At 47.7% G+C, this 26,100-nt stretch carries 22 protein-coding genes and 1 tRNA gene; 5 read left to right on the forward strand and 18 right to left on the reverse strand.

What is annotated here, in order from left to right:
• Nucleotide 1 precedes the first annotated feature (1 nt).
• The 10 genes from wecF to trxA form a co-directional block, all read right to left on the reverse strand.
• The gene (gene wecF / locus HGT71_RS11645) at nt 2–1,075 is read right to left on the reverse strand and encodes a TDP-N-acetylfucosamine:lipid II N-acetylfucosaminyltransferase (RefSeq protein ID WP_214217957.1); all 1,074 of its coding nucleotides are present in this window, start codon (nt 1,073–1,075) and stop codon (nt 2–4) included.
• A complete protein-coding gene (gene wzxE / locus HGT71_RS11650; RefSeq protein ID WP_214217959.1) occupies nt 1,075–2,322 on the reverse strand; it encodes a lipid III flippase WzxE in 1,248 nt (415 codons plus the stop codon). The genes wecF and wzxE overlap by 1 nt, the downstream gene beginning before the upstream one ends.
• Nucleotides 2,322–3,452 (reverse strand): dTDP-4-amino-4,6-dideoxygalactose transaminase, encoded by a 1,131-nt coding sequence (gene rffA / locus HGT71_RS11655; protein ID WP_214217961.1) that lies wholly within the window; start codon nt 3,450–3,452, stop codon nt 2,322–2,324. Before rffA ends, wzxE begins: the two co-directional genes overlap by 1 nt.
• Entirely contained in the window at nt 3,439–4,134 is a 696-nt protein-coding gene (rffC, locus tag HGT71_RS11660; protein WP_214217963.1) for a dTDP-4-amino-4,6-dideoxy-D-galactose acyltransferase, read from the reverse strand. Before rffC ends, rffA begins: the two co-directional genes overlap by 14 nt.
• A 1-nt stretch (nt 4,135) precedes the next feature.
• The gene (gene wecC, locus HGT71_RS11665) at nt 4,136–5,398 is read right to left on the reverse strand and encodes a UDP-N-acetyl-D-mannosamine dehydrogenase (protein ID WP_099823049.1); all 1,263 of its coding nucleotides are present in this window, start codon (nt 5,396–5,398) and stop codon (nt 4,136–4,138) included.
• Nucleotides 5,388–6,524, reverse strand: coding sequence for a non-hydrolyzing UDP-N-acetylglucosamine 2-epimerase (wecB, locus tag HGT71_RS11670; protein WP_099823048.1), 1,137 nt, complete (start codon nt 6,522–6,524; stop codon nt 5,388–5,390). The genes wecC and wecB overlap by 11 nt, the downstream gene beginning before the upstream one ends.
• 6 nt (nt 6,525–6,530) lie before the next feature.
• A complete protein-coding gene (locus HGT71_RS11675; RefSeq protein WP_214217964.1) occupies nt 6,531–7,484 on the reverse strand; it encodes a Wzz/FepE/Etk N-terminal domain-containing protein in 954 nt (317 codons plus the stop codon).
• 3 nt (nt 7,485–7,487) lie between these two features.
• The gene (gene wecA / locus HGT71_RS11680) at nt 7,488–8,579 is read right to left on the reverse strand and encodes a UDP-N-acetylglucosamine--undecaprenyl-phosphate N-acetylglucosaminephosphotransferase (RefSeq protein WP_214217966.1); all 1,092 of its coding nucleotides are present in this window, start codon (nt 8,577–8,579) and stop codon (nt 7,488–7,490) included.
• A 164-nt stretch (nt 8,580–8,743) separates the two neighbouring features.
• Complete coding sequence (rho, locus tag HGT71_RS11685) at nt 8,744–10,003, reverse strand: transcription termination factor Rho (protein ID WP_062812156.1); 1,260 nt, start codon at nt 10,001–10,003, stop codon at nt 8,744–8,746.
• 329 nt (nt 10,004–10,332) lie between these two features.
• The gene (trxA, locus tag HGT71_RS11690; RefSeq protein ID WP_048914014.1) at nt 10,333–10,665 is read right to left on the reverse strand and encodes a thioredoxin TrxA; all 333 of its coding nucleotides are present in this window, start codon (nt 10,663–10,665) and stop codon (nt 10,333–10,335) included.
• Nucleotides 10,666–10,781: 116 nt separating this feature from the next.
• Here trxA and rhlB point away from each other — a divergent pair, with 116 nt between their 5' ends.
• Together rhlB and gppA are read left to right on the forward strand one after the other, a co-directional pair.
• Nucleotides 10,782–12,077: an ATP-dependent RNA helicase RhlB gene (gene rhlB, locus HGT71_RS11695; protein ID WP_214217968.1), complete on the forward strand. Its 1,296-nt coding sequence runs from the start codon at nt 10,782–10,784 to the stop codon at nt 12,075–12,077.
• 5 nt (nt 12,078–12,082) lie between these two features.
• A complete protein-coding gene (gppA, locus tag HGT71_RS11700) occupies nt 12,083–13,570 on the forward strand; it encodes a guanosine-5'-triphosphate,3'-diphosphate diphosphatase (protein WP_214217970.1) in 1,488 nt (495 codons plus the stop codon).
• On the opposite strand, the gene rep is transcribed toward gppA, so the two are convergent.
• On the reverse strand, nt 13,567–15,588 hold the full coding sequence (gene rep / locus HGT71_RS11705) for a DNA helicase Rep (protein WP_214217972.1): 2,022 nt from the start codon (nt 15,586–15,588) through the stop codon (nt 13,567–13,569). The two genes, gppA and rep, sit on opposite strands and share 4 nt — an antisense overlap.
• 80 nt (nt 15,589–15,668) lie before the next feature.
• On the opposite strand from rep, the gene ppiC reads away from it, so the two are divergent.
• Nucleotides 15,669–15,950: a peptidylprolyl isomerase PpiC gene (gene ppiC, locus HGT71_RS11710; RefSeq protein WP_048911172.1), complete on the forward strand. Its 282-nt coding sequence runs from the start codon at nt 15,669–15,671 to the stop codon at nt 15,948–15,950.
• Here ppiC and HGT71_RS11715 read toward each other — a convergent pair.
• The 4 genes from HGT71_RS11715 to eptB form a co-directional block, all read right to left on the reverse strand.
• Nucleotides 15,947–17,419 (reverse strand): M16 family metallopeptidase, encoded by a 1,473-nt coding sequence (locus tag HGT71_RS11715; RefSeq protein ID WP_214217974.1) that lies wholly within the window; start codon nt 17,417–17,419, stop codon nt 15,947–15,949. The genes ppiC and HGT71_RS11715 overlap by 4 nt on opposite strands.
• Before the next feature lie 214 nt (nt 17,420–17,633).
• The gene (locus HGT71_RS11720) at nt 17,634–19,577 is read right to left on the reverse strand and encodes an EAL domain-containing protein (protein WP_244986506.1); all 1,944 of its coding nucleotides are present in this window, start codon (nt 19,575–19,577) and stop codon (nt 17,634–17,636) included.
• Between the two features lie 337 nt (nt 19,578–19,914).
• Nucleotides 19,915–19,991: transfer RNA gene (locus HGT71_RS11725), tRNA-Pro, on the reverse strand.
• Nucleotides 19,992–20,078: 87 nt separating this feature from the next.
• Nucleotides 20,079–21,788: a kdo(2)-lipid A phosphoethanolamine 7''-transferase gene (eptB, locus tag HGT71_RS11730; protein ID WP_214217976.1), complete on the reverse strand. Its 1,710-nt coding sequence runs from the start codon at nt 21,786–21,788 to the stop codon at nt 20,079–20,081.
• Nucleotides 21,789–22,108: 320 nt separating this feature from the next.
• On the opposite strand from eptB, the gene HGT71_RS11735 reads away from it, so the two are divergent.
• Both HGT71_RS11735 and HGT71_RS11740 read left to right on the forward strand, forming a co-directional pair.
• Nucleotides 22,109–22,810 (forward strand): DUF3053 domain-containing protein, encoded by a 702-nt coding sequence (locus HGT71_RS11735; RefSeq protein ID WP_214217977.1) that lies wholly within the window; start codon nt 22,109–22,111, stop codon nt 22,808–22,810.
• A gap of 96 nt (nt 22,811–22,906) precedes the next feature.
• Nucleotides 22,907–23,269: a YibL family ribosome-associated protein gene (locus tag HGT71_RS11740; protein WP_048911168.1), complete on the forward strand. Its 363-nt coding sequence runs from the start codon at nt 22,907–22,909 to the stop codon at nt 23,267–23,269.
• Between the two features lie 47 nt (nt 23,270–23,316).
• Here the strand turns inward: HGT71_RS11740 and HGT71_RS11745 are convergent, their stop codons facing one another.
• The 3 genes from HGT71_RS11745 to fdhD all read right to left on the reverse strand — a co-directional run bounded on the left by HGT71_RS11745 (nt 23,317) and on the right by fdhD (nt 26,058).
• Nucleotides 23,317–24,255, reverse strand: coding sequence for a VirK/YbjX family protein (locus tag HGT71_RS11745; RefSeq protein ID WP_214217978.1), 939 nt, complete (start codon nt 24,253–24,255; stop codon nt 23,317–23,319).
• Nucleotides 24,256–24,401: 146 nt separating this feature from the next.
• On the reverse strand, nt 24,402–25,019 hold the full coding sequence (sodA, locus tag HGT71_RS11750) for a superoxide dismutase [Mn] (RefSeq protein ID WP_099823034.1): 618 nt from the start codon (nt 25,017–25,019) through the stop codon (nt 24,402–24,404).
• Between the two features lie 238 nt (nt 25,020–25,257).
• Complete coding sequence (fdhD, locus tag HGT71_RS11755; protein WP_214217979.1) at nt 25,258–26,058, reverse strand: formate dehydrogenase accessory sulfurtransferase FdhD; 801 nt, start codon at nt 26,056–26,058, stop codon at nt 25,258–25,260.
• Nucleotides 26,059–26,100 lie beyond the last annotated feature (42 nt).

A 26,100-nucleotide genomic window follows, 5' to 3' on the forward strand; every position in this document is an offset into this window, starting at 1 on the left:
ATCACTCCATCCCTTCCAATCGCTGTAACATATCACGCCAGCCTTGCAGATAGCCGGGTGAGAAAAACTCAATAGTCGCTTTATCGTGGTGGACTAATTGCTGGCGAGCGCGCTGAATAATCTCTCTATCCAGTTCGTCTTCATCAAATAAGACAGGCAAGTGTTGTTCGGCCAGATCGCGCCAAAACGGATTTTTTCGGCTAATCACAAACGGAATATTTTTATCAATCAGTATACTGAGCGTGCCAATACCTTGTTGCCGAGCAAAGATAAAGTAGCCCAGATGACAACGATCAATCACCTTCAAATAGGTATCAAAGTTGAGCTTTTCGGTAACTATCTCGACCTGTCCGGAGCTAAAGAGCTGTGAGGCATGTGCACTGACCTTGGCAATATACTCTTGATTATTATCAGGATAGCCCATAGGCACGATCACCTTGACCGCTTGGCCAAAGCGGTGCGCGATGTGTGTTAACGCCTGACAGTGTCGATTAGAGGGATCGCCTGAATTCCCCACCAATAGAGTCAAGGGTTGGTTTGCAGGCTCCCCTACCGTAGTTTGCGGAGTCGTCGCCATTTTGGTCGGGAAATAAAGCTTATGCCCGGGGACCTTCGGGTATTTTTGCTGATAAACACTGAGGTCACCCAAGGTGGCATAGACCGCCGCAACGCGTCTTTGTGCGCGACGTCTTAGCGTATAAAAAAGCCGAAATTTCAGCGACCGTGATGCCTCATATAAATCAGCCCCCCAGATATGCCAATGTAACTGGTGCCTTCTTATCCGGCCACTGAGTAAGGCTAACCATAAAAGAGGATTAAATTGACCATGACAGAAAAATAAAGTTTGTCGATTTTTGGCCAATTCGATAACTACTTGCGCTAATTGCTTCTTCGACGCTACACAGTCGATTGATAGGTTCGGAAACTGCTCAGCGAGTGCCATATCCTGAGTGACCACAATAAACTTCCTCGCTTGTGAGCTGGGAACCTCTGTGGTCAATACCTCATTAAAAAAGGCTAATAACGTCTTGTTGTGGTGAGGGATATCGGCCCCCAGTACATGAATAATCGCCATTATTTTCGATACCAATAAAAAAATGCTGCAACAACCAACAGTAAATAACAGACGTAGGTGATGCAATACGCTTGTACTGCCCCTACTACACCGTGCTCAGCAATAAGCCAATGGCTGGTGGCTAGCAGTAAACAAAATTGTGTGATTTCCGTTAGGACATAGGCACGCAGACTTCCGCGAGCAATCACCAGATAACCAAACACATAAGCAGCTACTTTGCAGATATCACCCGGAAGTTGCCAAGCAAAGAGGTCTCGCATTGCGGTAAATTGGTGAGAAAAAAGCAGCGCGATAACCTGATCGCGCAATAACCATACGCCGAAACTCAAGACAGCCACAGCGGGGATAACGCGCAGCAGTGTCCGTCGGATCTCTTCCGCAATCGCCTTCTTTTCCTGCAACCGACTCAATGCGGGCAGTAACCACACACTAAAGGTCGCCGTAATAAACTGTAAGTAAGCATCAGAAACGCTGGCCACGCCCTGCCACAGACCCACCGCTTGCCAATCATTATAATCTGCTAGCTGATGACGCATCACGACCCAAGCAAGGGGCAGTGTGACCGCGGTAATCCCGGTCATTAACGTATACTTGAGTAAGCGACGGGCCATTTCGCTATCCCAGCCGAAACGTAGCGGCCCCAATCGCTCCGATGTCGAGCGTTGATAGAAATAGGCCGCGGGCAATAGCGCGATCGCCGGTACCACTGCCAACCCCACCAAAGCACCTGTAAAGCCCCCTATCGCCCAGCACGCTAAGTAACCTGGCACAGCGAGCAGACATCCGGCTATGATAATCAGGGCGTTACTCCGCGCGTCCTTAATGCCCTTCAGTTTTGCCTGTAAGAGATTTGCCCAACCGATTCCACACTGTAAGAAGGCGAGATAGCGAATCACCGGGGCATAATCAGAGTGGCCAAAAAGCCCTTGGCTGATAGGGTCTGCACACAGTAAAAAAATGAGGGCTATCAGCATCCCCGCACCCAATACTAGGGTCGAGGCAGTGGCAGAGAGCTGCCGCAACTGGTGGGAATCGTCTTGGTATTCCGCCACGTACCGCGTGACACCGTTGAAGATACCGGCCCCCGCCATCACACTGAGGACAGTAATTAATTGCCGATAATTACTTGCCAGCCCGATACCTTCGGGCCCGTAAGTGACTGCCAGCAATTTAATAATCACCAAGCCGCACAGGATCTTGGTGAGGGTTGAACTCGCGGTCCAGACAGAGGCTCGAGCAAATGACATTAGGAGAAGAAACTCAGTAGCGACCCTATAACAATTTTTTGCTGGTTATCAGTCAAATTGTAATACATAGGCAACCGAACTAAACGCTCGCTCTCAACGGTGGTATAGCGATCCTCGCCATTGAACTCACCGAACTGCAAACCTGCGGGTGAGCTATGCAGAGGGATGTAGTGGAAAACGCTGAGGATCTCGGCTTCTTTTAACCAGGAAATCAGTTGGTCGCGGTCCTGTTGATCACGCAATTTAAGATAAAACATATGCGCATTATGCTGACAGTCCGTCGGGATCGTCGGTAGAGTGATCCGCCCCTGAGCGGCAAAAGGCTGTAATGCCTGATAATAATTTTGCCATAACGCCAAGCGTCGCTGATTAATCTGGTCGGCATTTTCTAGTTGCGCCCAGAGATAGGCGGCTTGAAGATCAGACATCAGGTAACTGGATCCCAAATCACGCCAAGTATACTTATCGACTTGCCCACGGAAAAATTGGCTGCGATTCGTCCCTTTCTCGCGAATAATCTCCGCCCGCTCGATCAAGGTAGGATCATTGATAAGTGTCGCCCCCCCTTCACCGCCTGCCGTATAGTTTTTGGTTTCATGGAAACTAAAGCAGCCGATATGACCAATCGAACCCAGCGCGCGTCCCTTCCAGTGACTCATGACACCTTGCGCGGCATCTTCAATCACATAAAGCTTATATTTCTCCGCTAGCGCCATGATTTTATCCATATCACAGGCAACCCCGGCGTAATGCACCGGCACGATGGCACGTGTTTTCTCGGTAATCGCCGCTTCGATTAATGTTTCGTCGATATTCATGGTATCTGGACGAATATCAACGAAGATAATTTTCGCGCCACGCAACACAAAGGCATTAGCCGTCGACACAAAGGTATAGCTTGGCATAATGACTTCATCGCCCAGCTGAATATTGATCAGCAAGGCCGCCATTTCGAGTGAAGCGGTACAGGAAGGGGTGAGTAAGACCTTGGGCACATGACAACGTTGCTCAAACCATTGCTGCACGCGACGGGTAAAGCCCCCATCACCACATAGTTTGCCGCTTGCCATGGCTGAGTGCATGTAATCGGCTTCACTTCCCGTTACCGGAGGAGCATTAAACGGAATCATCGCTTTTCCTATAGAGCCAATAACTCGTAGACGTTAAACGTGCGCCGTGACGCAAGTAGAGACGCATCGCGGAGACATTACTGAGTTGGGTCGTGATATGCAGTGCCGACAGGCCTTTGCTCCGCGCCCAATCGGTCGCGGCAAGCAATAGCTGCTGACCGAGCCCTGCCCCTTGGTGAGGGGTCGCCACCCCTAATAGACCAATACGAGCAATGTCCGCGGAGTGTCTTAAGCTCACAAAGCCCGACACGCCACCCTGCTCATCGAGGGTGAGTAAACATTGATCGTCGAAGGTACCTTGAACTGCGTTTTCAATCCACTGCGCATAAAACTGTTGAGTAAGAGAGTGATCAAACCATGGCGCGCGAAAACGGCTTCCGGTAAATATGCTCCCTGCGAGATGACGTAAGGCATCGATATGGGCCGGACGCGCAATACGTATCCCTGGTTGTCGCGTTGTCTCAGTGATAGGGATAACCAGTTCAGCTTCCCCTTCCACTAACGCAAAGCCTTTGTCAGTCAAGGTATCTAGAGATTGATAGTCGGTGCTGGATACCTTGGCCTGAACCATATCCCAGTCATCACACTCCTCCACGCTCAAGCGATCGAGCTCAGCGAGATCGACCTTACCCACTCGCTGAGAGAAAAAAGCACTTTCCCATGCTAAAAGGTCAATCGTCATATCAGTTACGCCAAGCGCCACGAGTGTCGATCACAAAGTCGGTGGTTAACTGTGACTTATCCAGTGCTTTAAACACCTTATGGTCGGTTAGCAGCACGACAATCTCTGCCGATTGCAAGGCTTCATCCACACTGACTAAAGTGGCTTTACCCGTGAATGTCTGAGGCAACTGGCGAATATGCGGCTCGACTAATAACGTCTCGCCTTGATGCCATTCACTAATCAGCTTCGCCACCTGCATTGCTGGGCTTTCTCGAAGATCATCAATATCCGGTTTGAAGGCCAAACCAAAGCAGGCAATTTTTATCGCCGAGGCGGTCTTACCGTTCGCCATTAAGCAATCTGCGACCGCTTGTTTTACTTGGTCGAGTACCCAGAAGGGTTTGCTGTCGTTCACCTCACGGGCCGTACGGATTAAACGGGCAAGCTCCGGCGTCTGCGACACGATAAACCACGGATCGACCGCAATGCAGTGCCCACCCACTCCTGGACCAGGTTGTAAGATGTTCACGCGAGGATGGTGGTTGGCGAGCTGAATCAGCTCCCACACATCGATATCCAGTGCATGACAGATTAAAGAGAGTTCATTGGCGAACGCAATGTTCACATCACGAAAGCTGTTCTCGGTGAGCTTACACATTTCTGCGGTACGCGCGTTAGTTGTCACGCACTCGCCCTGTAAGAATAGCTGATAAAGCTCACTTGCTCGCAGCGAACAGTCAGGCGTAATCCCACCGACTACCCGGTCATTGCTGACTAATTCGGCCATCACTTTGCCAGGTAGCACGCGCTCAGGGCAGTATGCGATAGCAATATTAGGCTGGTCGCTGTGTCCAGGAACTTGCAGCTCTGGTCTCAGTTCAGCAATCCAAGCAGCCACTTGTTCGGTTGCCCCGACAGGTGAAGTGGATTCTAAAATAACTAAGTCTCCCGCTTTCAGCTGTGACGCGATAGCGAGCGTGGCACTCTTGACATAGCTAAGGTCTGGCTGATGATCCGCCTCAAATGGGGTCGGTACCGTAATGAGAAAGGCGTCAGCCGGCTCTGGGGTTAACGTCGCCCTTAATCGCCCTGCCGCGACATTACGCGCCACCACATTGGCCAATTCGGGTTCAATAATATGGATTTCACCCCGATTAATGGTCTCGACTGCCACTGGATTGACATCAACACCTATGACTTGGCATCCCGCATCAGCCAAAATCGCGGCGGTAGGTAATCCTATATATCCAAGACCAAAAATGGAGACTGTTTTACTGTGCATGCTCAACCCATGAGTGTTTAATAAATTCGATAATTTTCTGACAACTTTGACCGGTGCCGTAAGGATTTTTGACCTGACTCATTGCTTGCCACGCTTGCTCATCATCCAGCAGTCGCGCCGCCTCCTTAACAATGGTGTCGCTCTCAGTGCCGACTAAGCGTACGCTTCCCGCTTCCACGGCCTCGGGGCGCTCAGTGGTCTCGCGCATCACCAACACTGGCTTACCGAGTGAAGGAGCCTCCTCTTGGATGCCACCTGAATCGGTAAGGACTAAGTAAGCACGATTCATCAACCATACAAAAGGTAAATACTCTTTCGGCTGAATAAGATGAATATTTTCAACGCCCTGTAATAAGCGCTCCACTGGCTCACGGACATTAGGGTTCATGTGCACAGGGTAAACAATATCGACGTGTGGATAACGTTTTGCCAATGCCACCAGTGCCTGACAGATACGCTCAAATCCACCGCCAAAACTCTCCCGACGATGTCCCGTCACGAGGATCATTCGGCGCCCATGCATTAAATAGGGGAATTCTGCGGCAAGACGCTGCTCTAACGCCTGATCGTCGACGATTTTATCGCGTACCCATAACAAGGCATCGATAACGGTGTTTCCGGTAACAGTAATAGCGCTTTCGCGGATGTTCTCCGCAAGCAGGTTACGTTTTGCGTGGTCGGTTGGTGCAAAGTGCCAGTGAGCTAAGTGCGTGGCAACTTTGCGGTTTCCCTCTTCAGGCCAAGGGGAAAATAGGTTACCGGTACGTAAGCCAGCTTCAATGTGGCCAACTTTTATCTGATGATAATACGCGGCTAAGCTCACAGCCAAGGTCGTGGTGGTATCACCATGGACCAGGACCAAGTCGGGTTGGTAATCGTTGAAAATATCAGCCATCCCCACCAAGATACGACTGGTAATATCACTGAGCGATTGACCGGGCTGCATAATATTTAAATCGAAATCAGGAACCAGCTGAAAGACATGTAGCACTTGGTCAAGCATTTCACGATGTTGTGCGGTAACACAGAGTCGAGACTCGATTTCCGTGGTGTTCTGTAACGCTTGCACCAAAGGCGCCATCTTAATTGCTTCAGGTCGAGTACCAAAGACTGTTAATACCTTCACGCTTTCCTATTCCTTTTTCTTTACACACTGGGTGAGGGCAACACCTGCACCAATAAGGATACCCACTAGGCCCCACATCACCATCAGTAGCGGTAAACGCGGACTTTGTCGGCTGATAGGTGGCTCGGGTGATTGCAACATTGTCCAGCTTGTGAAAGGTTTAAGAGAAGCTGGGCCGCTTTGGAGTGCGGCGAGTCGAGCTTGATCATGCAGTAAGTTATCGGAAGCCACGGGACCGGTTTGCTCAATCACATTAATAGCGGTTTTGGTTTGATTATCGTCGGACTGTGCCGCTTCGTTTTTAAGCTGCTTAACCTGTTGGTCATAAGCCGCCTGCGCGACCGATTTTTCAAAAGCAATTTGCTGGGCGATCTTCGTCATTTCAGATTGCCACGCTGCGGATAATTGCTGTTGGACTTGAGCCATCACCTGCTGGTCAGTGAAGGTAAGATAACGCTTAAGCAATTGGCTACTGGTCGCTGCACTTTCTGCGCTCAAGCTTAAGGTATCAACCGTTCCATGCAGCTTATCACCCGCAGCGAATTGAATACTGGCGACTCTTCGGTCCAACAGTGTTCGCGTCAGAGACGTTCCTTTATCAGCCTTTTCTTGCTCCAACCAGAACCGACGGCGATTATCGACAGAAGCCAGCTGTTGTAAGAAAGTTTGGTACACCGCATCTAATACGGTGTCTACATCGGCGTTATCGGTTGTCGACGCTGGATCAGAATAGGTACTGAGCTGGTTTAATTTTGAGAGTTCTTGGTAATAACGCGTTACCTTCGATAAATCGGGACGGGTAAATTGTGCCACGGCAACCCACTTTTGCGTGGCAAACATCGTGTAAGCCCATGCAAGCAGAATCCCTAAGATCAGGCCTAGACCGATCCATTTTTTACCGCGCCATAAACGCTGCACACAGCTTTCGACATCGAGCTCATTATCAATAGAAGAATGCATGATTTAATCCTGTGTTTGTCCATCACGTGCTTTACGGCGTAACTGCCATGCGCGTTTATTACGACGAATACGTCGAGCCACACGCCAGGCGTGCTTTAAACAGTATCCATAAACGAAGAAGGCCATGAGAAACAGTACCATCATGAACCACTCTGGAATAAAGCTAAAAAATTCGCCCAACATCCCAATTCCCGCCAAGATCGCTGCCGCGAGGGTGATCAGGACAAAGGCTTGGCGAGAGGTGAAGCCAGCTCGCATAATCAAGTGATGAATATGCTGGCGATCGGCGGTGAAAGGACTTTGCCCTTTACGTAATCGACGATACATGATGGCGACCATATCCATTAGCGGAATAGCAATCAACCATAGTGCTGTCACGGGACGTAACGGGTGATATTCCCCTTGGCTTGCATCCAGTAATACCCAAATTACGGTAAAACCAATCATGGTACTGCCTGCATCACCCATAAAGACTTTATAGCGCCGTCCGAGCATGCCGAGATTGAGTAAAATATAGGGGATGATTGCCGCTATCATCGCAAAACACCAGAAGGCCAGACTTGGCTGACCTTGGTTATAAAGAATGAGTCCTAGCGCGCCAAAGGTGACACAAGAGAGGCCGCCCAATAGCCCGTCGATACCATCGACCATATTGAAGGCATTAATCGCCGCCCATACCGCAAACAGTGTAATGGCATAGCCAAAGGGCCCGACGCGAAGTTCGATGGGGCCAATGATAAACCCTAATGAGTGCAGATACAGGTTCGCAACAGCCATCATGATGATCGCAATGGCCGCTTGCACCGCAGCGCGGATTTTAACGCTTATATCGAATTTGTCATCGATTACCCCGACCAGCACCAATACCCCAGCACATGAGAGGTATAACATATCATTGGGTTGATAATAATTGGTGATCAAGAAAGCAAAGCAAACCCCCGCAAACACGGAGATGCCCCCCACGAGTGGTACTGTTCCCTGATGGCGTTTTCGAAAATTAGGCTTATCAACTAATCCCACTTTTTTAGCCATTTTGCGGGCCAAGAAAAGAAAGGTTAGGGAAAAGAGAAATGTCAGTCCTAATTCAACACTCATATTGAGCATATTCACATTCAAGCTCTCTATCGTAACACTTGCGGAGTAAATCCATTTCAGATTGTTAATGCTATATGCATTAAAAAAAAAACGCCACGTAAACACGTGACGTTTCTTAACTTTACAATAAATCTGACCTTAACGCGCGGTTAAGCTTCTCAGAATTAGGAACGTTTCATCATATCGAAGAATTCATCGTTGGTTTTGGTCATCGCCAACTTATTGATGAGGAATTCCATCGCATCAATTTCACCCATCGGATGGATGATTTTACGCAGGATCCACATCTTTTGAAGTTCTTCAGAAGAGGTGAGCAGTTCTTCTTTACGTGTACCAGAACGATTGTAATCAATCGCAGGGAATACACGCTTCTCTGCGATTTTACGCGAGAGATGTAATTCCATGTTGCCGGTACCTTTAAACTCTTCGTAGATAACTTCATCCATCTTAGAGCCGGTATCGACCAGAGCGGTAGCAATAATCGTTAAGCTACCACCCTCTTCAACGTTACGCGCCGCACCAAAGAAACGCTTAGGACGATGTAATGCGTTAGCATCTACCCCCCCTGTTAGCACTTTACCGGATGCAGGCACAACGGTGTTGTACGCACGGGCTAAACGGGTGATGGAATCGAGCAGGATGATAACGTCTTTTTTATGCTCGACCAGACGTTTCGCTTTTTCAATAACCATTTCAGCGACCTGAACGTGGCGAGAAGCTGGCTCATCAAAGGTAGAAGCAATGACTTCACCTTTCACCAAACGTTGCATTTCGGTCACTTCTTCAGGACGCTCATCAATCAGCAGCACCATTAAGACACAGTCAGGGTGATTGTAAGCAATGCTCTGCGCGATATTTTGTAACAGCATCGTTTTACCCGCTTTAGGCGGTGCAACGATTAGGCCACGCTGGCCACGCCCAATTGGCGACGCAAGATCTAAAACACGTGCGGTTAAGTCTTCGGTCGAACCATTTCCCCGCTCCATACGTAAACGACTGTTTGCATGCAGAGGCGTAAGGTTTTCAAAGAGGATTTTATTACGGGCGTTTTCAGGTTTATCGAAGTTAACTTCGTTGACTTTCAACAGGGCAAAATAGCGCTCACCTTCTTTAGGTGGACGAATTTTACCGGCGATGGTATCACCTGTTCTTAAGTTGAAACGTCGAATTTGGCTTGGAGAAACGTAGATATCATCGGGACCGGCGAGGTAGGAACTGTCTGCAGAGCGGAGGAAACCAAATCCATCCTGCAGTATCTCCAGCACACCATCACCGAAGATGTCTTCGCCACTTTTCGCATGCTGTTTCAAGATTGCGAAAATAATATCTTGTTTGCGCATGCGCGCGAGGTTTTCTAACCCCATATTTTCACCCAGTGAAATTAATTCAGACACTGGAGTATTTTTTAATTCGGTAAGATTCATAGTGATGGGTTCTTGACTTGGGGTACTTCTTGAAATGTTAGTCATGAGTGGTCGGAAACGTCCCACGCCTGTTATAGATAATATCGTTTAGGTATCAGCCCTAGTCATTCATAGGAAGAAATGAGGCTGCGTAATTTATTAATTAAAGTGGAGATTCCACTGATGTTACCAAACCTGTTAATTGGGTGGTGATGGACAACAAGTTCGATTAGAAATCTAGATTCTGACTACAGGTAAGATCGTAATGCAGTGTTTATAACTTAGCACGCCACTTATGAGACGTCCAGTGATAGCGCAAAAATAAACCATCACTGGCATCTCGAAGAGTATTAACCGAGGTTAGCGTTTAAAAACTCTTTTAGTTGGCCCTTAGACAGTGCACCAACTTTCGTTGCAACCACTTCGCCTGCTTTAAACAGTAGTAACGTTGGGATGCCACGGATACCGTATTTCGGTGCAGTTTCTGGGTTATCGTCAATGTTTAGTTTGGCGATAGTCAGTTTGCCTTCGTATTCATCCGCGATTTCATCAAGAATCGGGGCAATCATTTTACAAGGGCCACACCACTCTGCCCAGAAATCGACCAGGGTAACGCCTTCAGCTTTAAGTACATCAGTATCAAAGCTACTGTCGGTTAGGTGAACAATTTTTTCGCTGCTCATAGTTGGCTCCACAAATTTATGCCTGGTGATTCGGCTTCTATTAAATCAATATAGTTAACTTTATTTCAATTTATACGCTTTCGTAAAGCGCCAATAAGCTGATATTCTACCACACTATGAGCAAAACACACTTAACAGAAAAGAAGTTTTCCGACTTCGCCCTGCACCCTACGGTGATTAAAGCCCTTGATACCAAAGGCTTTACGCAATGTACGCCTATCCAGGCGTTAACATTGCCTTATGCTCTTGCTGGGCATGACATCGCAGGTCAGGCGCAAACCGGTACCGGAAAAACGATGGCGTTCCTAACGTCAACGTTTCATTATCTCTTATCTCGACCTGCTGCCGAAGGGCGTCAAGTCAACCAACCTCGCGCCTTGATCATGGCCCCTACGCGTGAATTAGCGGTACAAATTCACGCCGATGCGGAACCATTAGCGCAGGAAACAGGTTTAAAAATCGGTCTCGCTTACGGTGGCGACGGCTACGACAAACAATTGAAAGTGCTGGCCCAAGGCGTTGATATCCTGATCGGCACCACTGGCCGTATCATTGATTACGTCAAACAAAACCACGTCGACCTCGGCGCTTTACAAGTATTAGTCCTTGATGAAGCTGACCGTATGTTTGACCTCGGCTTTATCAAAGATATTCGCTGGCTGATCCGTAAAATGCCACCGGCGACAGAACGCCTAAGCATGTTGTTCTCTGCAACCTTATCTTACCGTGTGCGTGAACTGGCTTTTGAACATATGAACAATGCTGAGTATGTCGAAGTCGAACCTGAGCAAAAGACCGGACATCGCATTAAAGAAGAGCTGTTCTACCCTTCTAATGAAGAAAAGATGCGTCTGCTTCAGACCTTGATTGAAGAAGAGTGGCCTGATCGTGCGGTAATCTTTGCTAACACTAAATATCGTTGTGAAGATATTTGGGGCCATTTAGTCGCTGATGGTCATCGCGTTGGGCTACTGACCGGTGATGTCCCGCAGAAAAAACGTCTGCGTATTTTGGAAGACTTCACTCAAGGTAATATCGATATTCTGGTTGCAACGGACGTTGCCGCACGAGGGTTACATATCCCGGAAGTTACCCACGTCTTCAACTATGACTTGCCTGATGACCGTGAAGATTATGTGCACCGTATTGGCCGTACAGGCCGTGCTGGCGCGAGCGGACACTCTATCAGCTTAGCTTGCGAAGAGTACTCGCTAAATCTTCCCGGCATCGAAGAGTATATTGGCCACAGCATTCCTGTGAGTAAATATAATAGCGATGCATTGATGACAGACTTACCGGTGCCAAAACGTTTCTCACGCCCTCGTTCACAAAATAACCAGCGCCGTGGAAACAATAATAATCGCCGTGGCAATCAACCACGTAATAACAACCGTAACAAACGTACAGGTTAACCACCATGCGAAGCGCATCATCACTCCATGCTGCCATTGATTTGGGTTCAAACAGTTTCCACCTGTTGGTGGTGCGCGAGATTTCAGGGTCGCTGCAGACAGTGGCCAGAATAAAAAGTAAGGTACGTTTGGCCGCAGGGTTAAATGCGGATAATCAGCTCTCTGAAGAGGCGATGCAGCGTGGCCTTAACTGCCTAGCACTCTTCGCTGAGCAGCTGGAGCACATCCCCCTGTCACAAATTCGGGCTGTCGCAACCGCGACACTGCGTATTGCCACCAATGCCGATGCCTTCCTTTGCCGTGCTCACGAGGTGTTAGGACTTCCTATCGAGGTGATCTCCGGTGAGGAAGAGGCAACGTTGATCTATCAAGGGGTGGCACAAACCACCAGCGGATCAGATCAGCGTTTAGTGGTGGATATTGGCGGAGGGAGTACAGAGTTAGTGACCGGTATCGGCACCGACGCTACCGCTCTCTTCAGCCTGTCCATGGGCTGTGTGACTTGGTTAGAGCGTTATTTTACCGACCGTTATCTTACTCGGGAAAATTTTGACCGTGCTGAAGCCGCTGCCCGCGCTGAAATCAGTAAAGTGAAAGCGACCTTACTGGCTAAAGGCTGGCAGATCTGTGTCGGGGCCTCAGGAACGGTGCAAGCGTTACAAGAGATTATGGTTGCTCAAGGAATGGACGAGCAAATCACCCTCGCCAAACTTGAACAGCTTAAACAGCGGGCGATTCAATGTGGCAAACTCGAAGAGTTGGAAATTGAGGGGTTAACCCTTGAACGCGCCCTGGTTTTTCCTAGCGGCCTTTCGATTCTGCTCGCGATCTTCCACGAGCTGTCCATTACCCGTATGAGCTTGGCTGGGGGTGCATTACGCGAAGGCCTTATCTATGGCATGATCACCCTTCCGGTGGATAAAGACATCCGTAAAAGAACGCTAGAAACGACTCAACAGCGTTTTGCCGTCGATCTCGAACAAGCCGAACGCGTCAAAGCCACCTGCGCTGTCCTTGTTCAACAGGTCAACGACAGTTGGGGATTAAGTGAATATTGCCAACAGCTACTGTCTAGTGCGGCGGCTTTACATGAGCTAGGGTTGGCGATCAATTATCGCCATGGTGCAGAAAACAGTGCCTATTTGATTAGGCAGCTGGAGTTACCTGGATTTACTCCCGCTCAGAAACAGCTGGTCGCGGCAATCGTGATGAATCAGAAAGGGAACATCGATCTGCCAAGCTTAAGCCAGCAGAGTGCGCTGCCGTTGCAACAAGCCGAACAGCTCTGTCGACTTTTCCGCTTAGCCGTGATCCTTTGTAGCACGCGTTCACCGAGTGAAATGGCATCCTTTCACCTCTCGGCAAAAGGGAACCAACTGGCGTTACAGATTGATAAGCAGTGGGCAATCCACCACCCTTATCGCTTAGAGTTACTGCAACAAGAAGAACATCTGCAAAGTTATGTTCACTGGGGATTTACACTGAGTTATTAAGAAGACTTAGCGCGATTTAACATATCTCTTAGCCCTGCGACACGACTCTGACTGTTCACCATTCGCTGCTCGCTGCTCATCGCTTTTTTCTGGTCTTCGTACTGTAAGTCGTCCTGTGGCAGTTCTAATAAGAAACGGCTGGGTTCAGGGCGATTAATCTCACCATACTGCCGACGTTCACGGCATAAGGTAAAGGTGAGTTCTTTCTGAGCGCGCGTAATCCCGACATAAGCTAATCGGCGCTCTTCATCGATATTATTTTCATCAATACTACTTTGGTGCGGAAGTAACCCCTCTTCCATCCCCACTAAATAGACGTAAGGAAATTCCAATCCTTTCGAGGCATGTAAGGTCATCAGCTGAACCTGGTCAAGCTCTTCCTCACTCTCCCCTCGCTCCATCATATCGCGCAGAGTGAAGCGGGTGACCACTTGGGTTAAGGTCATTGGCTCATCTAACTCAGAACCTGAAAGCATTTCCGTCATCCACTGAAACAGGGTATTGACGTTTTTCATCCGCATTTCGGCCGCTTTGGTGCTGGCTGAGCTTTCGTATAACCAACTCTCGTAATCGATACCGCGGATTAAATCTCGGACCGCATCAATCGGTTCGCGCTCGCTTAGGGTAATCAGCGAGGCAAACCATTCGGTGAAGCCTTGTAAGCTTTTCAGCCCTCGTCCCGAGAGCGTTTCGGCTAGACCGAGATCAAAACTGGCTCGAAATAAGCTCTTATTGCGTAAGTTCGCCCATTCTCCGAGTTTCTGTAGCGTTGCTGAGCCAATTTCACGCCGTGGCGTATTGACGATACGCAAGAAGGCGCTGTCATCGTCGACATTGGTCATCAGCCGTAAATAGGACAAAATGTCTTTGATTTCTGGACGGGAGAAAAAGGAATTTCCGCCGGAGATTCGATAAGGAATACGATTTTGCATTAACAGCTTTTCGAAAACCCGCGATTGATGGTTACCACGATATAAGATCGCATAGTCCCGATAAGCCGTCTTATTAATAAAATGGTGTGCGATCAACTCTCCGGCAACACGCTCGGCTTCGTGATCCTCATTATTGGTATGGATCACTTTCAATTTATCGCCTTCTCCTAGCTGAGAAAAAAGTTTCTTCTCAAATACGTGGGGGTTATTGGCGATAAGTATATTCGCGGCACGCAAGATGCGTTGTGAGGAACGATAATTCTGCTCGAGCTTAATCACTTCCAATTGTGGAAAGTCTTCTTTGAGTAAGACCAGATTTTGCGGTCTCGCTCCCCGCCAAGAATAAATGGATTGGTCATCATCACCGACCACGGTAAAGCGCGCTCGGGCACCCACCAATAACTTAACCAGTTGGTATTGACTGGTGTTGGTATCCTGATATTCATCAACTAATAAGTAGCGTATACGCTGCTGCCAACGCTCACGTACCTCAGCGTTATCCCGCAGCAATAACGTCGGTTTTAGAATGAGGTCATCGAAATCCAACACATTACAGGCTCGTAAATGTTTCTCATACAGCTGGTAGCATTTCGCAAAAATTTGATCGCGCTCAGATCGTGCCACGGCAGTCGCTTGCACTGGGTCAATCAGGTCGTTTTTCCAGTTTGAGATAGTCGAGGTGAGTTGCTGCAACAGGTCCTTATCTTCTTGTAACCACGGTTGGGTCAGCTCTTTCAATAAGGCGAGCTGGTCCTGATCGTCAAAGAGCGAGAAGTTCGCTTTCATCCCTAACGCACTGACTTCACGCTTGATAATCTCTAGCCCTAACGTATGAAAGGTAGAGATTTGTAGCCCTCGCGCCTCTTTACGGCCAAGCGTCTGTGCAACACGCTCTTTCATCTCACGAGCGGCTTTATTGGTAAAGGTCACTGCAGCGATATGTCGAGCTTGGTAACCACTCTGTCTGATCAACCAAGCAATTTTATTAGTGATCACACGCGTTTTACCGGAGCCTGCGCCGGCTAAAACTAAACAAGGGCCGGTGACGGCTTCTACCGCGTGCTGCTGGCTGGGATTAAGACGCATAAAAAATCGCTCAGTGAACTGTGAAGAAAGTGGTATATAAGGCAGCAAGTATACACTCACGACGCTTAGGAAAAAATGTTATGGCGAAAACAGCAGCGGCCTTGCACATTTTAGTCAAACAGAAGGCACAAGCCGAAAAAGTATTAGCGGACTTGGAGAAAGGCGCGCATTTTCAGACGCTGGCAAAGAAATATTCTACCTGCCCTTCAGGGAAACAGGGTGGCGATCTCGGCGAGTTTCGTCGTGGACAGATGGTACCCGCTTTTGATAAGGCAGCCTTTAGCTGTCCGCTGTTAACGCCTTACGGACCGGTAAAAACTGCCTTTGGCTACCACATTATCAAGGTATTATGGCGTAATTAATGACTCTCTGACGAGGGAGCGAGGGCGGTATCGCTCGCGCCCTCTTCACCCTCGGTAATCAAATCATTATATTGCGCTTGTAATTGCTCAACGCTAGGTCCTTGCGTCGTCTCTGGATGCAGTAAGACAAAACTAGCGGGTTGAGAGAGCTGCTGGCGTAACTCATGATTTACGGCATCAAGCGTTAGGTTAGCTAAAAACTCTTGGCGTAGCTTCTGATATTGTTCAGGCGCAATATCGACCATCCCATTTTGCTGAGAACGTAAGCGCTGAATCATTAACATCTCTGTTGGGGTACGCGCATAGGTCGCGAACAGGCCACTCAGTTCAGTGGTTTTTTTCGTCAGCAATTGATCGAATTCACTTTGGGTTAATCCTTGATCCCGTAGTCGAACAATCTCATTCGCTACCGAGGTCAACTGTTTTGTTAACGCCTCACCTTGCGCATCAATTTTCAAACCACATTGCGCACGAGAAAATAACACTTGGCATTGTAGATCCACTGGCTCTAGGGCGGCTTGTTTTGAATCAGCCCCGGATTGCAGGTGCCAATATAAGGCTTCTCGCGTTAAGTCAGAAAGCCAGTAATGCTCAAGGCTTTGTGAGTCTTGGATGGGTAACCACATCGCGTCCCAGTTCATCACTAAACGTGGGGTGTGTAAGCTATTATCCACTACGTTGGTAGGTTGAGTTGGCAAAGGCGACAGGACGGGTACCGGCGTTGGCAACTTACGTTTACCCTTAAGCGTACTGAACGTTTTAGTAATCTGCTCGATGATGGCACGGTTCTCGACATTACCAACGACGTAGAGTGTCATCGCATCCGGCGTATACCACTGATGATAATACTGTGCGAGAGGCTGAGGATTGGTCATCGCCGTCGGCTGCTCACTGGGATCGTGATTTAACAGTGCCGAATTCTGTAAGCGATAACGCCACAATTGATCCTGGGTGTTATCCGGCCAGGTTGCCGTCGGATCCGTCGCTTTCAGTGCGGTCGCAATAGTCGTTGGCGTGACTTGCATATCGCCCGCCGTTGCCGCTAACCACTCCAGCGCCGACTTGACCAATTCTGGCCGATTGATAGGCAGACTCAGATTATATTGCGTGTAATCGTATGACGTAATAACCGGCGGTAAAGCGCCGGACTTTGACATATCCGCATGCCAAAGCGTTCGTTGTTGTTCAGGCGTCAGCGCAAGATTATGTACCATGGCTAAACGAGCGATAAGGTGGCTGAAACCTTTCTGTGCCGGCGCTTCACTTAACGACCCTGTCTTGACAACAAGTCGTAATTCAACGCGATCGGAGGGGCGCTGAGGCGTCGTCAGCACTTGCCAACCAAAACCATTACTCAACTGACCTTGTTGCCAAGCCGGATCAGGATGTAAAGGTTCTGCTTTGACCGTTAGGCTGAGTGTTGAAAAAAACACTCCACCAACCCAAAGCAGTGATTTAATGCCCGGCATGAAGACCTCTGAAAATAGTAGTGAAATTAGGAATAGATAATGCTTAAGACCACAGAAAACGCCAAATATTCACCGGCGAATAAGAATAGTGTGTGTCTTTCGCCATTATCCCAATCTCAGCCATGAGGGCAAGCCTCATGCGTCGCAATAAACATCTTTTAACGAAAAAACTGTAAAAGCGGATAAAAAAACGTCTATTCCCAACTTTCGGACATCAGGATAACCAATGTTGCGTAAATTCAGCTTCCGGAAGCGCAGGAGAATAGAGATATCCCTGTGCGATACGAATACCACGCTCGAGTAACCAATCGCGTTGTGCTTCCGTTTCTACCCCTTCAGCGACGACATCAACGTGGATAATGTCTGATATGGCGGCAATCACACGTACCATTTTATCGTCAACCGGCAGTTCCGAAACAAAGCTGCGATCCAGTTTAATCCGACGCACGGGTAACGATCGGAATTGGTGGAGGTAATGCAGATTTGAGTAACCCATTCCAAAATCGTCGAGTACCATCGATACCCCTGCTTGCTCAATCGGACGCAATACTTTCATCACCCAAGCGGTGTTGGTAATCTGTGCCGTTTCCGTCAGTTCAAGCACTAAGGTCCCTGGTTGGATACGGTATTCCGTCAGGAGTTGCTTTAAAAATTCGACCGTGGAGCTATCTCGTAGCTGCGCTGCAGAAAGGTTAACGCTTAACGGAAGAGTAATCCCTTTTGCTTGCCAACTGGCCAACATACGGCAGGCTTCTTGGAAGACCCAGCGTCCGATCTCCGGCATCACCCCAATCTCTTCGGCGGTAGTGATAAAGTTTTCAGGAAGTGAGTAACGGCCATCGTCGCGACAAACGCGTAATAAGGCTTCGGCACCACTGAGTTTACCGGTTTGCATATCAATTTGTGGCTGAAGAAACAGCGCATATTGCTTCTGCTGAATCCCCTTCAAAATCTCTTTAATCTGTACCAAGCGTTTGTGTGAATTCTCGGTCATTTCCTGATCAAAAAAGAGTGCCTGATTAGCCCCTTTCGCGACCGCGCTTTGCATGGTTGCCACGCCGGACTCTAGTAACGACTCTGCGCTCATCTCCTCGGGTGTTGTGTAAGCAATACCGATATGAGCCTGCGCCTGTAAATAAAGATTTTCAATATGAAAGGGTTCAATGAGTGCTTCAATATAAGCCTCGGCATACCCCATCAAGGCGATGGGCGTTGGGGCATATTTGAAAAAAAGGATGAACTGATTATCCGCGAGTTGGCCAACCAAAATATCGTCGTGGACCAGTTGGCCAATTTTCTTGGCGAAGAGCCGTTTTACTTCACGTTGGTGTTCCGATCCCAACAGACTATCCAGTGGCGCAACTTTTACAGCCATCAATGCCACATGGCTTGATTGCGAAGCCATATGTTGTTCCATGATACCTAATAACAAGGCCTGAGAGGGTAGCTTAGTTAACGCATCGTGCGTGGTCGCCTGTTCTAGCTTCTCATAGATTGTGCCGCTCATCCGCTGGCGATGGTTAATACCGCGAACCAGCACACCAATTTCATCACCTCGGTGCCCTTCTGGCAGGGGAACTTCGACATCCGCCCCGCAATAAGGCAGGCTTTGCAAAGAACGCGCAACATGACGTAATGGATAGACCACCAAGCGGTTAATAAACCAACTAATCGATATAGAGAGCACGAGTGCCAGCAACAGATAGGTCACCACCATTGTGCCAATCGTTGAACGAATAAACTGATAGACCCGAGTCGAGTCAGCTTCAAGCACTAAGGAAGCCAGAGATTTAGGCATCCCGGTATGCTCAGGGGAGTAGAGCGGCAGCGAAATAATTACCGGCAGATTAAAAAGCCGCGCAATCACTTCGGGGACAGTATCGTAATCGGTAAAATCGACCTGCAGCGCCTGAAAGCCATCGGGAAGTGTAATTTCGGCTTTTCCCAAGACGCCCGCTGGTTTAAGCGAGTTTAATAAGCGTTGGGCATCTTCGATATTTCCACGCAAGACAGCATCCGACAAAGGTTGACGAATTGTATGTGCAATATTTTCCATTTGTTGTGCGTATTCAATACGACGCTGGCCAACAAAATGAAAGAGCTGAATAAGGGTAAAAATACAGACAACCACAATGACAACAGAGGAAACTGTCGCCATTTGTTTAATTGTCAGTGAGCGATGCACGCGCAATGGATAGCCATCCTTCTCAAATGCAGAAATTTTTTCGATATTGAGTATATCTCAGCCTTTTACCTTAATTGTCAGGAATTATCCATTAATCTGGATATTTTGATTAAATTTTTTTTGAAAGATAAGCGATGAGATTACGTGCCCCTTTAAGTGAATACCATCTTACTGAGGGGGCAACTATCGAGTATATCTCTTTAACAGCCTGAATTTAGGTAATAATGGTTATTACTTAATTTAAAATCGATTTTGAGCTAATATTTCAGACAAAAAAAAACCTGAACAGAATGTTCAGGTTTCTTAAATTTGGTCGGCGAGAGAGGATTCGAACCTCCGACCCACTGGTCCCAAACCAGTTGCGCTACCAAGCTGCGCTACTCGCCGATGGGGGCGCATATTACTGCGCTCCCCGCTCAGCGTCAACCGCTTTTTGAGCTTCTCGGTTGCGAGTGCCTAAAAACCCAGCAAGCCTTAATGCTGTGCAGTCGCAGCCTTAATCGCCGCATCGGAGGTTGCACGGTCACACCAATTATTTTTTGCTTTAATCCCACCATCGTCAGAGTGGTAGCCTAGGCACCCCATTAACGAGTCGAAGATTTCAGTGTGTTTATGCATAACACCGGCTTTCGCCTGCTGTTGTAGCAAGCTAAAGCGCTGTTTGTTATCGCTATCTGCCAAGAACGGTGTAGAGGCCCAGACAATCATCGGCACGCGGAATTGCTCGGGAGGAGCCATCTCTCGGGGCGTACCATGGAAATGCATATTGTCACTGATCGACTCACCATGGTCCGCCACATAAAATACTATCGCTTTCTTATCGCGCAGCTGATCGTAAATCGCCGCCAGAGTGTGGTCGACATATCTCACGGAGTTATCATACGCGTTGATCAATTGGTCTTTAGAGCAGAAATCGTTACTGCCAATGCACTCTGGAGTGTATTTAGCAAAACTTCTCGGATAACGCTGCGAATATAAATAATGAGACCCTTTAGTATGGAGGATGATCAGGTGCTTTCCTTTCGGAAAATGACTGACTGATTGGGCAACTTTAGGGACCAGCAACATGTCATCCACAGTTTTACCGCGGTTTTCAGGTTCTGAGCCAATTTGTTCACGGAACTCAATATTGTTGGCATCAGTCTTACTGTAGAACCAGACTTCACCCTGCATCGCATACAGCTCTGAGGTAAACCCTAGCTCGCGAAGGACTGAGAAGACATTCTCCTCTTTAAGGGTACGGCCTGGGTCATTGGCTGCCCCGCCCTCACGTACAAACATACAACGTAACGATAACTTCGTTGCTGTATCGCAAGACTCCCCTCTAAACGCCGCTAAATTAGGCTCTTTTGCTAAATTTGGCGTGGTATCACGGCCGTAACCAAAAATCCCCATATGGTCCCAGCGAGTTGTCTCGCCGATGACGAACACAACGTAGGTATCATCAAGACTTTTCGGTGCGGTGTAATGAAAACGCTCAGCGGGGTCGAGAAGCTCCTCAGAAAACACATCTTCGTTTAATCGTGACCACGCAAAAATACCCAATGAAGATAACCAGTTTGCAGGCAAATAGGTATGTGCGACAGTGCCTCCATAACTTGGCATATCACGATTCGTTTGATGTTCTTGCGCTTTATAGGCTTTATCGAGAGTTCGGATGGGTAACCAGGCTAACGCCACCGCTAAGCATAACATTCCCCAACTTAATAGGGCTGATTTCACCTGACGTGATTGTACCGCCAAACTTGCACGACACTGGTTTACCCAGATTAAGAACAGTGGCGGTAAGCCTAAGAGAATCAACCAAAGATAAAACCATACGCCGACAACTTCAGTTGTTAAGTCTGTATCAGTGGTGGTGAGTACCGAAGCGATAATCCCGTAACCAATAATGACATTGAACATAAACATGTAGTAGGCACTGGCAACAGAGACCAGGACAATGATGGAGGAGAGTATTTTAAAACACCACCTTCCTCCCAACGAGGTCAAACGTAAGACCAGAAAAGTCGCGAAGAAAGTCGCCAGCAGCTCGGCGAGAATGGAACACCAAGTCAGCACAGAGGGTTGCTGAAACGCTAATTTGATATGTCTGTAAAAAATTACACTGTTTAAAAACCATCCCACATATATCGCGAGAAAGAGAGATACTTGAGTTTGACTCAACGTACGAACTTTTATCATTACACCCAACTTGTAAAAAATATGCCATCTATCAGGACAAGACTGAGAGTATTAGAATAAAAATGAGTTCGAAAAAAAAGGAAAAAGCACAATAAATTAAGAAAAAGTCGCAAATTAAGATTAAGTGACTACTATTTTCTTAGGTTAGCTGGCAATACGTTGACGCAACCTTAGGTCTACACCTCATCTTTATCCCCTACTTTTTAGCGTAATTTTCATATTGCCCCGTTGGCGTTGGACGCTGTTTGCTCTATTCTACTGATCACGCGCTTGAGATATCTCATAGGCTGCAAACCGATTTAATACAGGAGTTGTAATCAATGGCATCAGGACTTTCACAAATGATGAAAAAAGTAGGTGGGTTAATTGCGTTACTGATGGTGATGTGTCAACTCACTGCGTGTGGCGATAAAGATGCGGACCAACGTAAAGCATTTGGTGATTTCTTACAAAATACGGTTATGCGTAGCGGAACGCAATTACCAGCACTCAGCGAGAACCAAAAGAAATCGTTCGGTAATTATGTTGGCGACTATGCCATCCTTTATGGGTTCTCACAACAGCTTACTCGCGCGTTAAACGATGGTATTCGTCCAGTCACTGATCAACTTTCGGCAATTCATACGCCTCAGGATTACTTAGCCCAGCGTGATGCATTACGTCAGGCAGGGGGGGCGCTCAATGTCGTCTCTCAACAAGTACAAAATGCGCGTAACTTAGCCGACAGCAGCAAAAGCTCGTTAAAACTGCCAGAAGATCTGCAAAAAGTGTATGAAGACGCGTATAAAAAGACGGTAACAACCCCAGCGGATAACTTACAGCCGATTTTACCGGAGCTGCAAGCATTAACTCAGGCGGTATTGGACACTGCTGACTTTTTACAAGCACAAGACTCTCGTCTGAGCTTCAATAACAATGCAGTGCAATTCCCTACCCAAGATCAAGTCAATCAATACAACACCTTAGTTGGCAATATTAGCAGCCATGCTAACTCTTTAAGCCAAGCTAAAGGGTTACTGTAGTAATAAAGCGTTCTTCGTAGGTGGATTCTGCTCCACCTACGCTGCTCCCACCACATTTTTCGTGTATCCTATCTCTAAGCAGAAAGGAGCCCAATTATGAAAGACCCCATCAAGGCTGAAATTAAACGTCTCAGCGATCAACTCGATAGTATCAACCACAAATCACAGCCTCTATTAGAAAGCGGTAATGTGGAAAAGCTCGGCGAGTTAATGAAAGAAAAAGTCACGATTGAAGAAGAACTTCAACGTCTTCGTGAAGCGCATACCGCCAGTTTGAGTAAAGAAGCGCAGAAACTACAGAAACTCGGTTTTCAGCGGGCAATTACCAAGAAAGAGCAAGCGGATATGGGGGCACTGAAGAAACGTGTTCGCGGGATTATCGTTGTTCACCCGATGACAGCACTAGGCCGTGAAATGGGCTTAGAAGCTGTAACAGGCTTTGCACGCGAGAAGTTTTAATGCATTAAAGAGGAGATCGTCGCTCGCCGACGTCTCCTCATGCATAGTTATAGGGCTTTTTGATCGATCTGCTGCTGTAAATCATCTAAGAGTTGATAACGTCTACGGTATTCAGCCCGCTTTTTACTCGCAATATCTTCAATATTTTTTCTCGGCTGAGTTAAAGGCAATAAAAACAGTTTGTTTGCTTGCTCTTCCCCACCTAAGGTTGTCCAAAACTCGTTATATCGCGCATGTATCAATTCCCGCTTACTGAAGCGGTAGCGTAACTCTTTAACGAAGATATGAGATTCATCGCCCACTGCGCAGATTTGAGTAAGATGACAAGCCTTTGCTATCAACATCAGCGTTTCGATAAGTAAACGCTTTGGAAAAATGCCTTCGCAAGCTTTGGTCGCGTCCCGAATAATATTCTGGTCAAGATGGCGCCCTGGCCCCTGCAGGCCAGCAATGATAATACTTGGCTTATTCTGGTAATCGGCTAAGGAGAAACTGAGACTCGTAATGGCTTCGTTGCGGAAGTGAAATATGAGTGTCAGTTCGCCCTCACGATCGAATATTGCTGGCACGCAATAGATAGTAATCGGTTCATCGTTTTTGCCTAACCAGCTTAAGAGAGGGATTTCACGCCGTTGCCCTGATAAAAAGGCACTCAATTCACTCGGGTGAAGCTGTTCAATACGCTGATAGTGAGAAACAATTTTTTCCGCTCGTTGTGACGCTTTCAATCCGCCAATTAAATAGGGGCGGTGAATTTTCGCTGGCACAATGCCGTGAGTGTCTAAAATAAGCGGTAAATTCTTTAATCGCGTTAATGCGGAAAAATAGCGGTAGCTCACAAGGGGAGCGCAAGCGCTACGAAAAATAAACTTGTTATAAAAGCGCCCACGTTTCCAAGCTCGGTGCGGCTTGTATTTACGCTTCAGCAAATCAACGAGTAGTTGCTTATGAGTCAAAGACTCGTTCGAAGAGATCGAAGTAGACATAGGTCTCTCTGGGCTAAATAATGTGTGTTGAGTCGATTTTATGTCTTATTAAATAAACTTGTACTAAATAAAATGCGATAACAACTAAAAATACAAAACCTCATGCAAATCTCTCAATCTGCATGAGGTTGAATCAAACCTTACCGTTATTTTGCGTTAGCAAAACGGGTTGCAGCTTCGTCCCAGTTCACAACATTCCAGAATGCTTTGATGTAGTCAGGGCGTTTATTTTGATATTTCAGGTAGTAAGCGTGCTCCCACACATCTAAGCCAACAATTGGGGTGCCAGATGCGCCAGAGATTGCTTCACCCATTAATGGGCTGTCTTGGTTAGCCGTAGAAACTACCGCTAATTTGTCACCTTTTTTAACCAGCCACGCCCAGCCAGAACCGAAGCGAGTCGCCGCAGCTTTTTCGAATTCTTCTTGGAATTTTTCGACGCTACCGAAATCTTTTTCGATCGCTGCTTTTAATTCGCCTTGCAGAGTGGTGCCGGTTTTCAGGCCTTTCCAGAAGAAACTATGGTTAGCGTGACCGCCTGCGTTGTTACGTAAAACAACCTTTTTATCAGCAGGAACTTTGTCTAATTGAGTGATCAGCTCTTCAACAGGCAGATCCGCAAATGGCGTCCCTTCGAGGGCAGCATTAGCGTTATTTACATAAGTCTGGTGATGTTTAGTATGATGAATTTCCATTGTTTCTTTATCGAAATGTGGTTCTAACGCATCATAAGCATACGGCAGGGATGGCAGTGAATAACTCATGTTCAACCTCTCCAATTAAGTGTTTATCATACAGCGTCAATTGAGTGACACTGTTCAGACTGTCTTTTCATTATAGTTAAATAATTGATCTGGAAAAGAAGAAACAATGCCCTACCTAGAATAGGGTCTTTGTGGGTTTCCGAGTAGTTAGCTAATATTGACCGATATTAATGCTATTTCACTGCAAATAGAGACCTGCTACCGCGCTAATCTCTTTTTTTGACTAAGCTTATCGTGGTTAATCGTCGGACTGACTGATTACTCTCTGAGCATGGGTATAAATGATTGCTCGATGTCCTCGACTGAAGCCCACTAGGGTTAAGCCCTGTGCCTGCGCCAGATCGACGGCCCGCTGCGTCGCCGCAGAAGCCGCGCACAGCACTTCAACGCCACAGCTAATTGCCTTCTGTACAATTTCGTAACTGGCTCGACTGGAGATCAGCACGCATCCCTCTTCCCCCCACTCGGCTTTGGACCGAGCACCCAACAATTTATCCAGTGCGACGTGACGGCCAATATCTTCATAGCCTGCGCAGACTCGGCCTTGGCCGTCAACCCAAGCCGCAATATGGGTGCAAGCGGTCTGCTGGCCAATGGGTTGCATCGCATTGAGTTGGTCCAATGCCGAGGCGAGGTGGGATAACGCAAACTGCTGGGTAAAGGGGAGAGGCCGCAGGGGATGCTCAACCATTGCCAACTGCTCTGTTCCACATAGGCCACACCCAGTACGCCCTACCATGGCGCGGCGACGCTGTTTTAGAGCCATAAAGCAGCCACTGGCTAATTCGATATGCACCTCTATCCCCAAGGCTTGTGGGCAGAGCGTAATACCATAAATCTGTTCGGCTCGTTCGATTATCCCTTCTGACAATGAAAACCCCCGCGCAAAGTCCTCTAAGTTCTGCGGGGTACACATCATGACGACATGAGAGATACCGTTATAGACTAAGGCCACCGCCACTTCTTCGGCGAGGGTATCGTCATGATGCTTCACCCCCTGTGCAGACCATTCGACGACGGAAAAGCGTTTCACTGTCATGCTGTTACCCTATTAAAAAAAAAGCCCGAAGAGTTTCTCCGG

The organism is Rosenbergiella epipactidis (assembly GCF_018494055.1).
Taxonomy (GTDB): Bacteria; Pseudomonadota; Gammaproteobacteria; order Enterobacterales; family Enterobacteriaceae; genus Rosenbergiella; species Rosenbergiella epipactidis.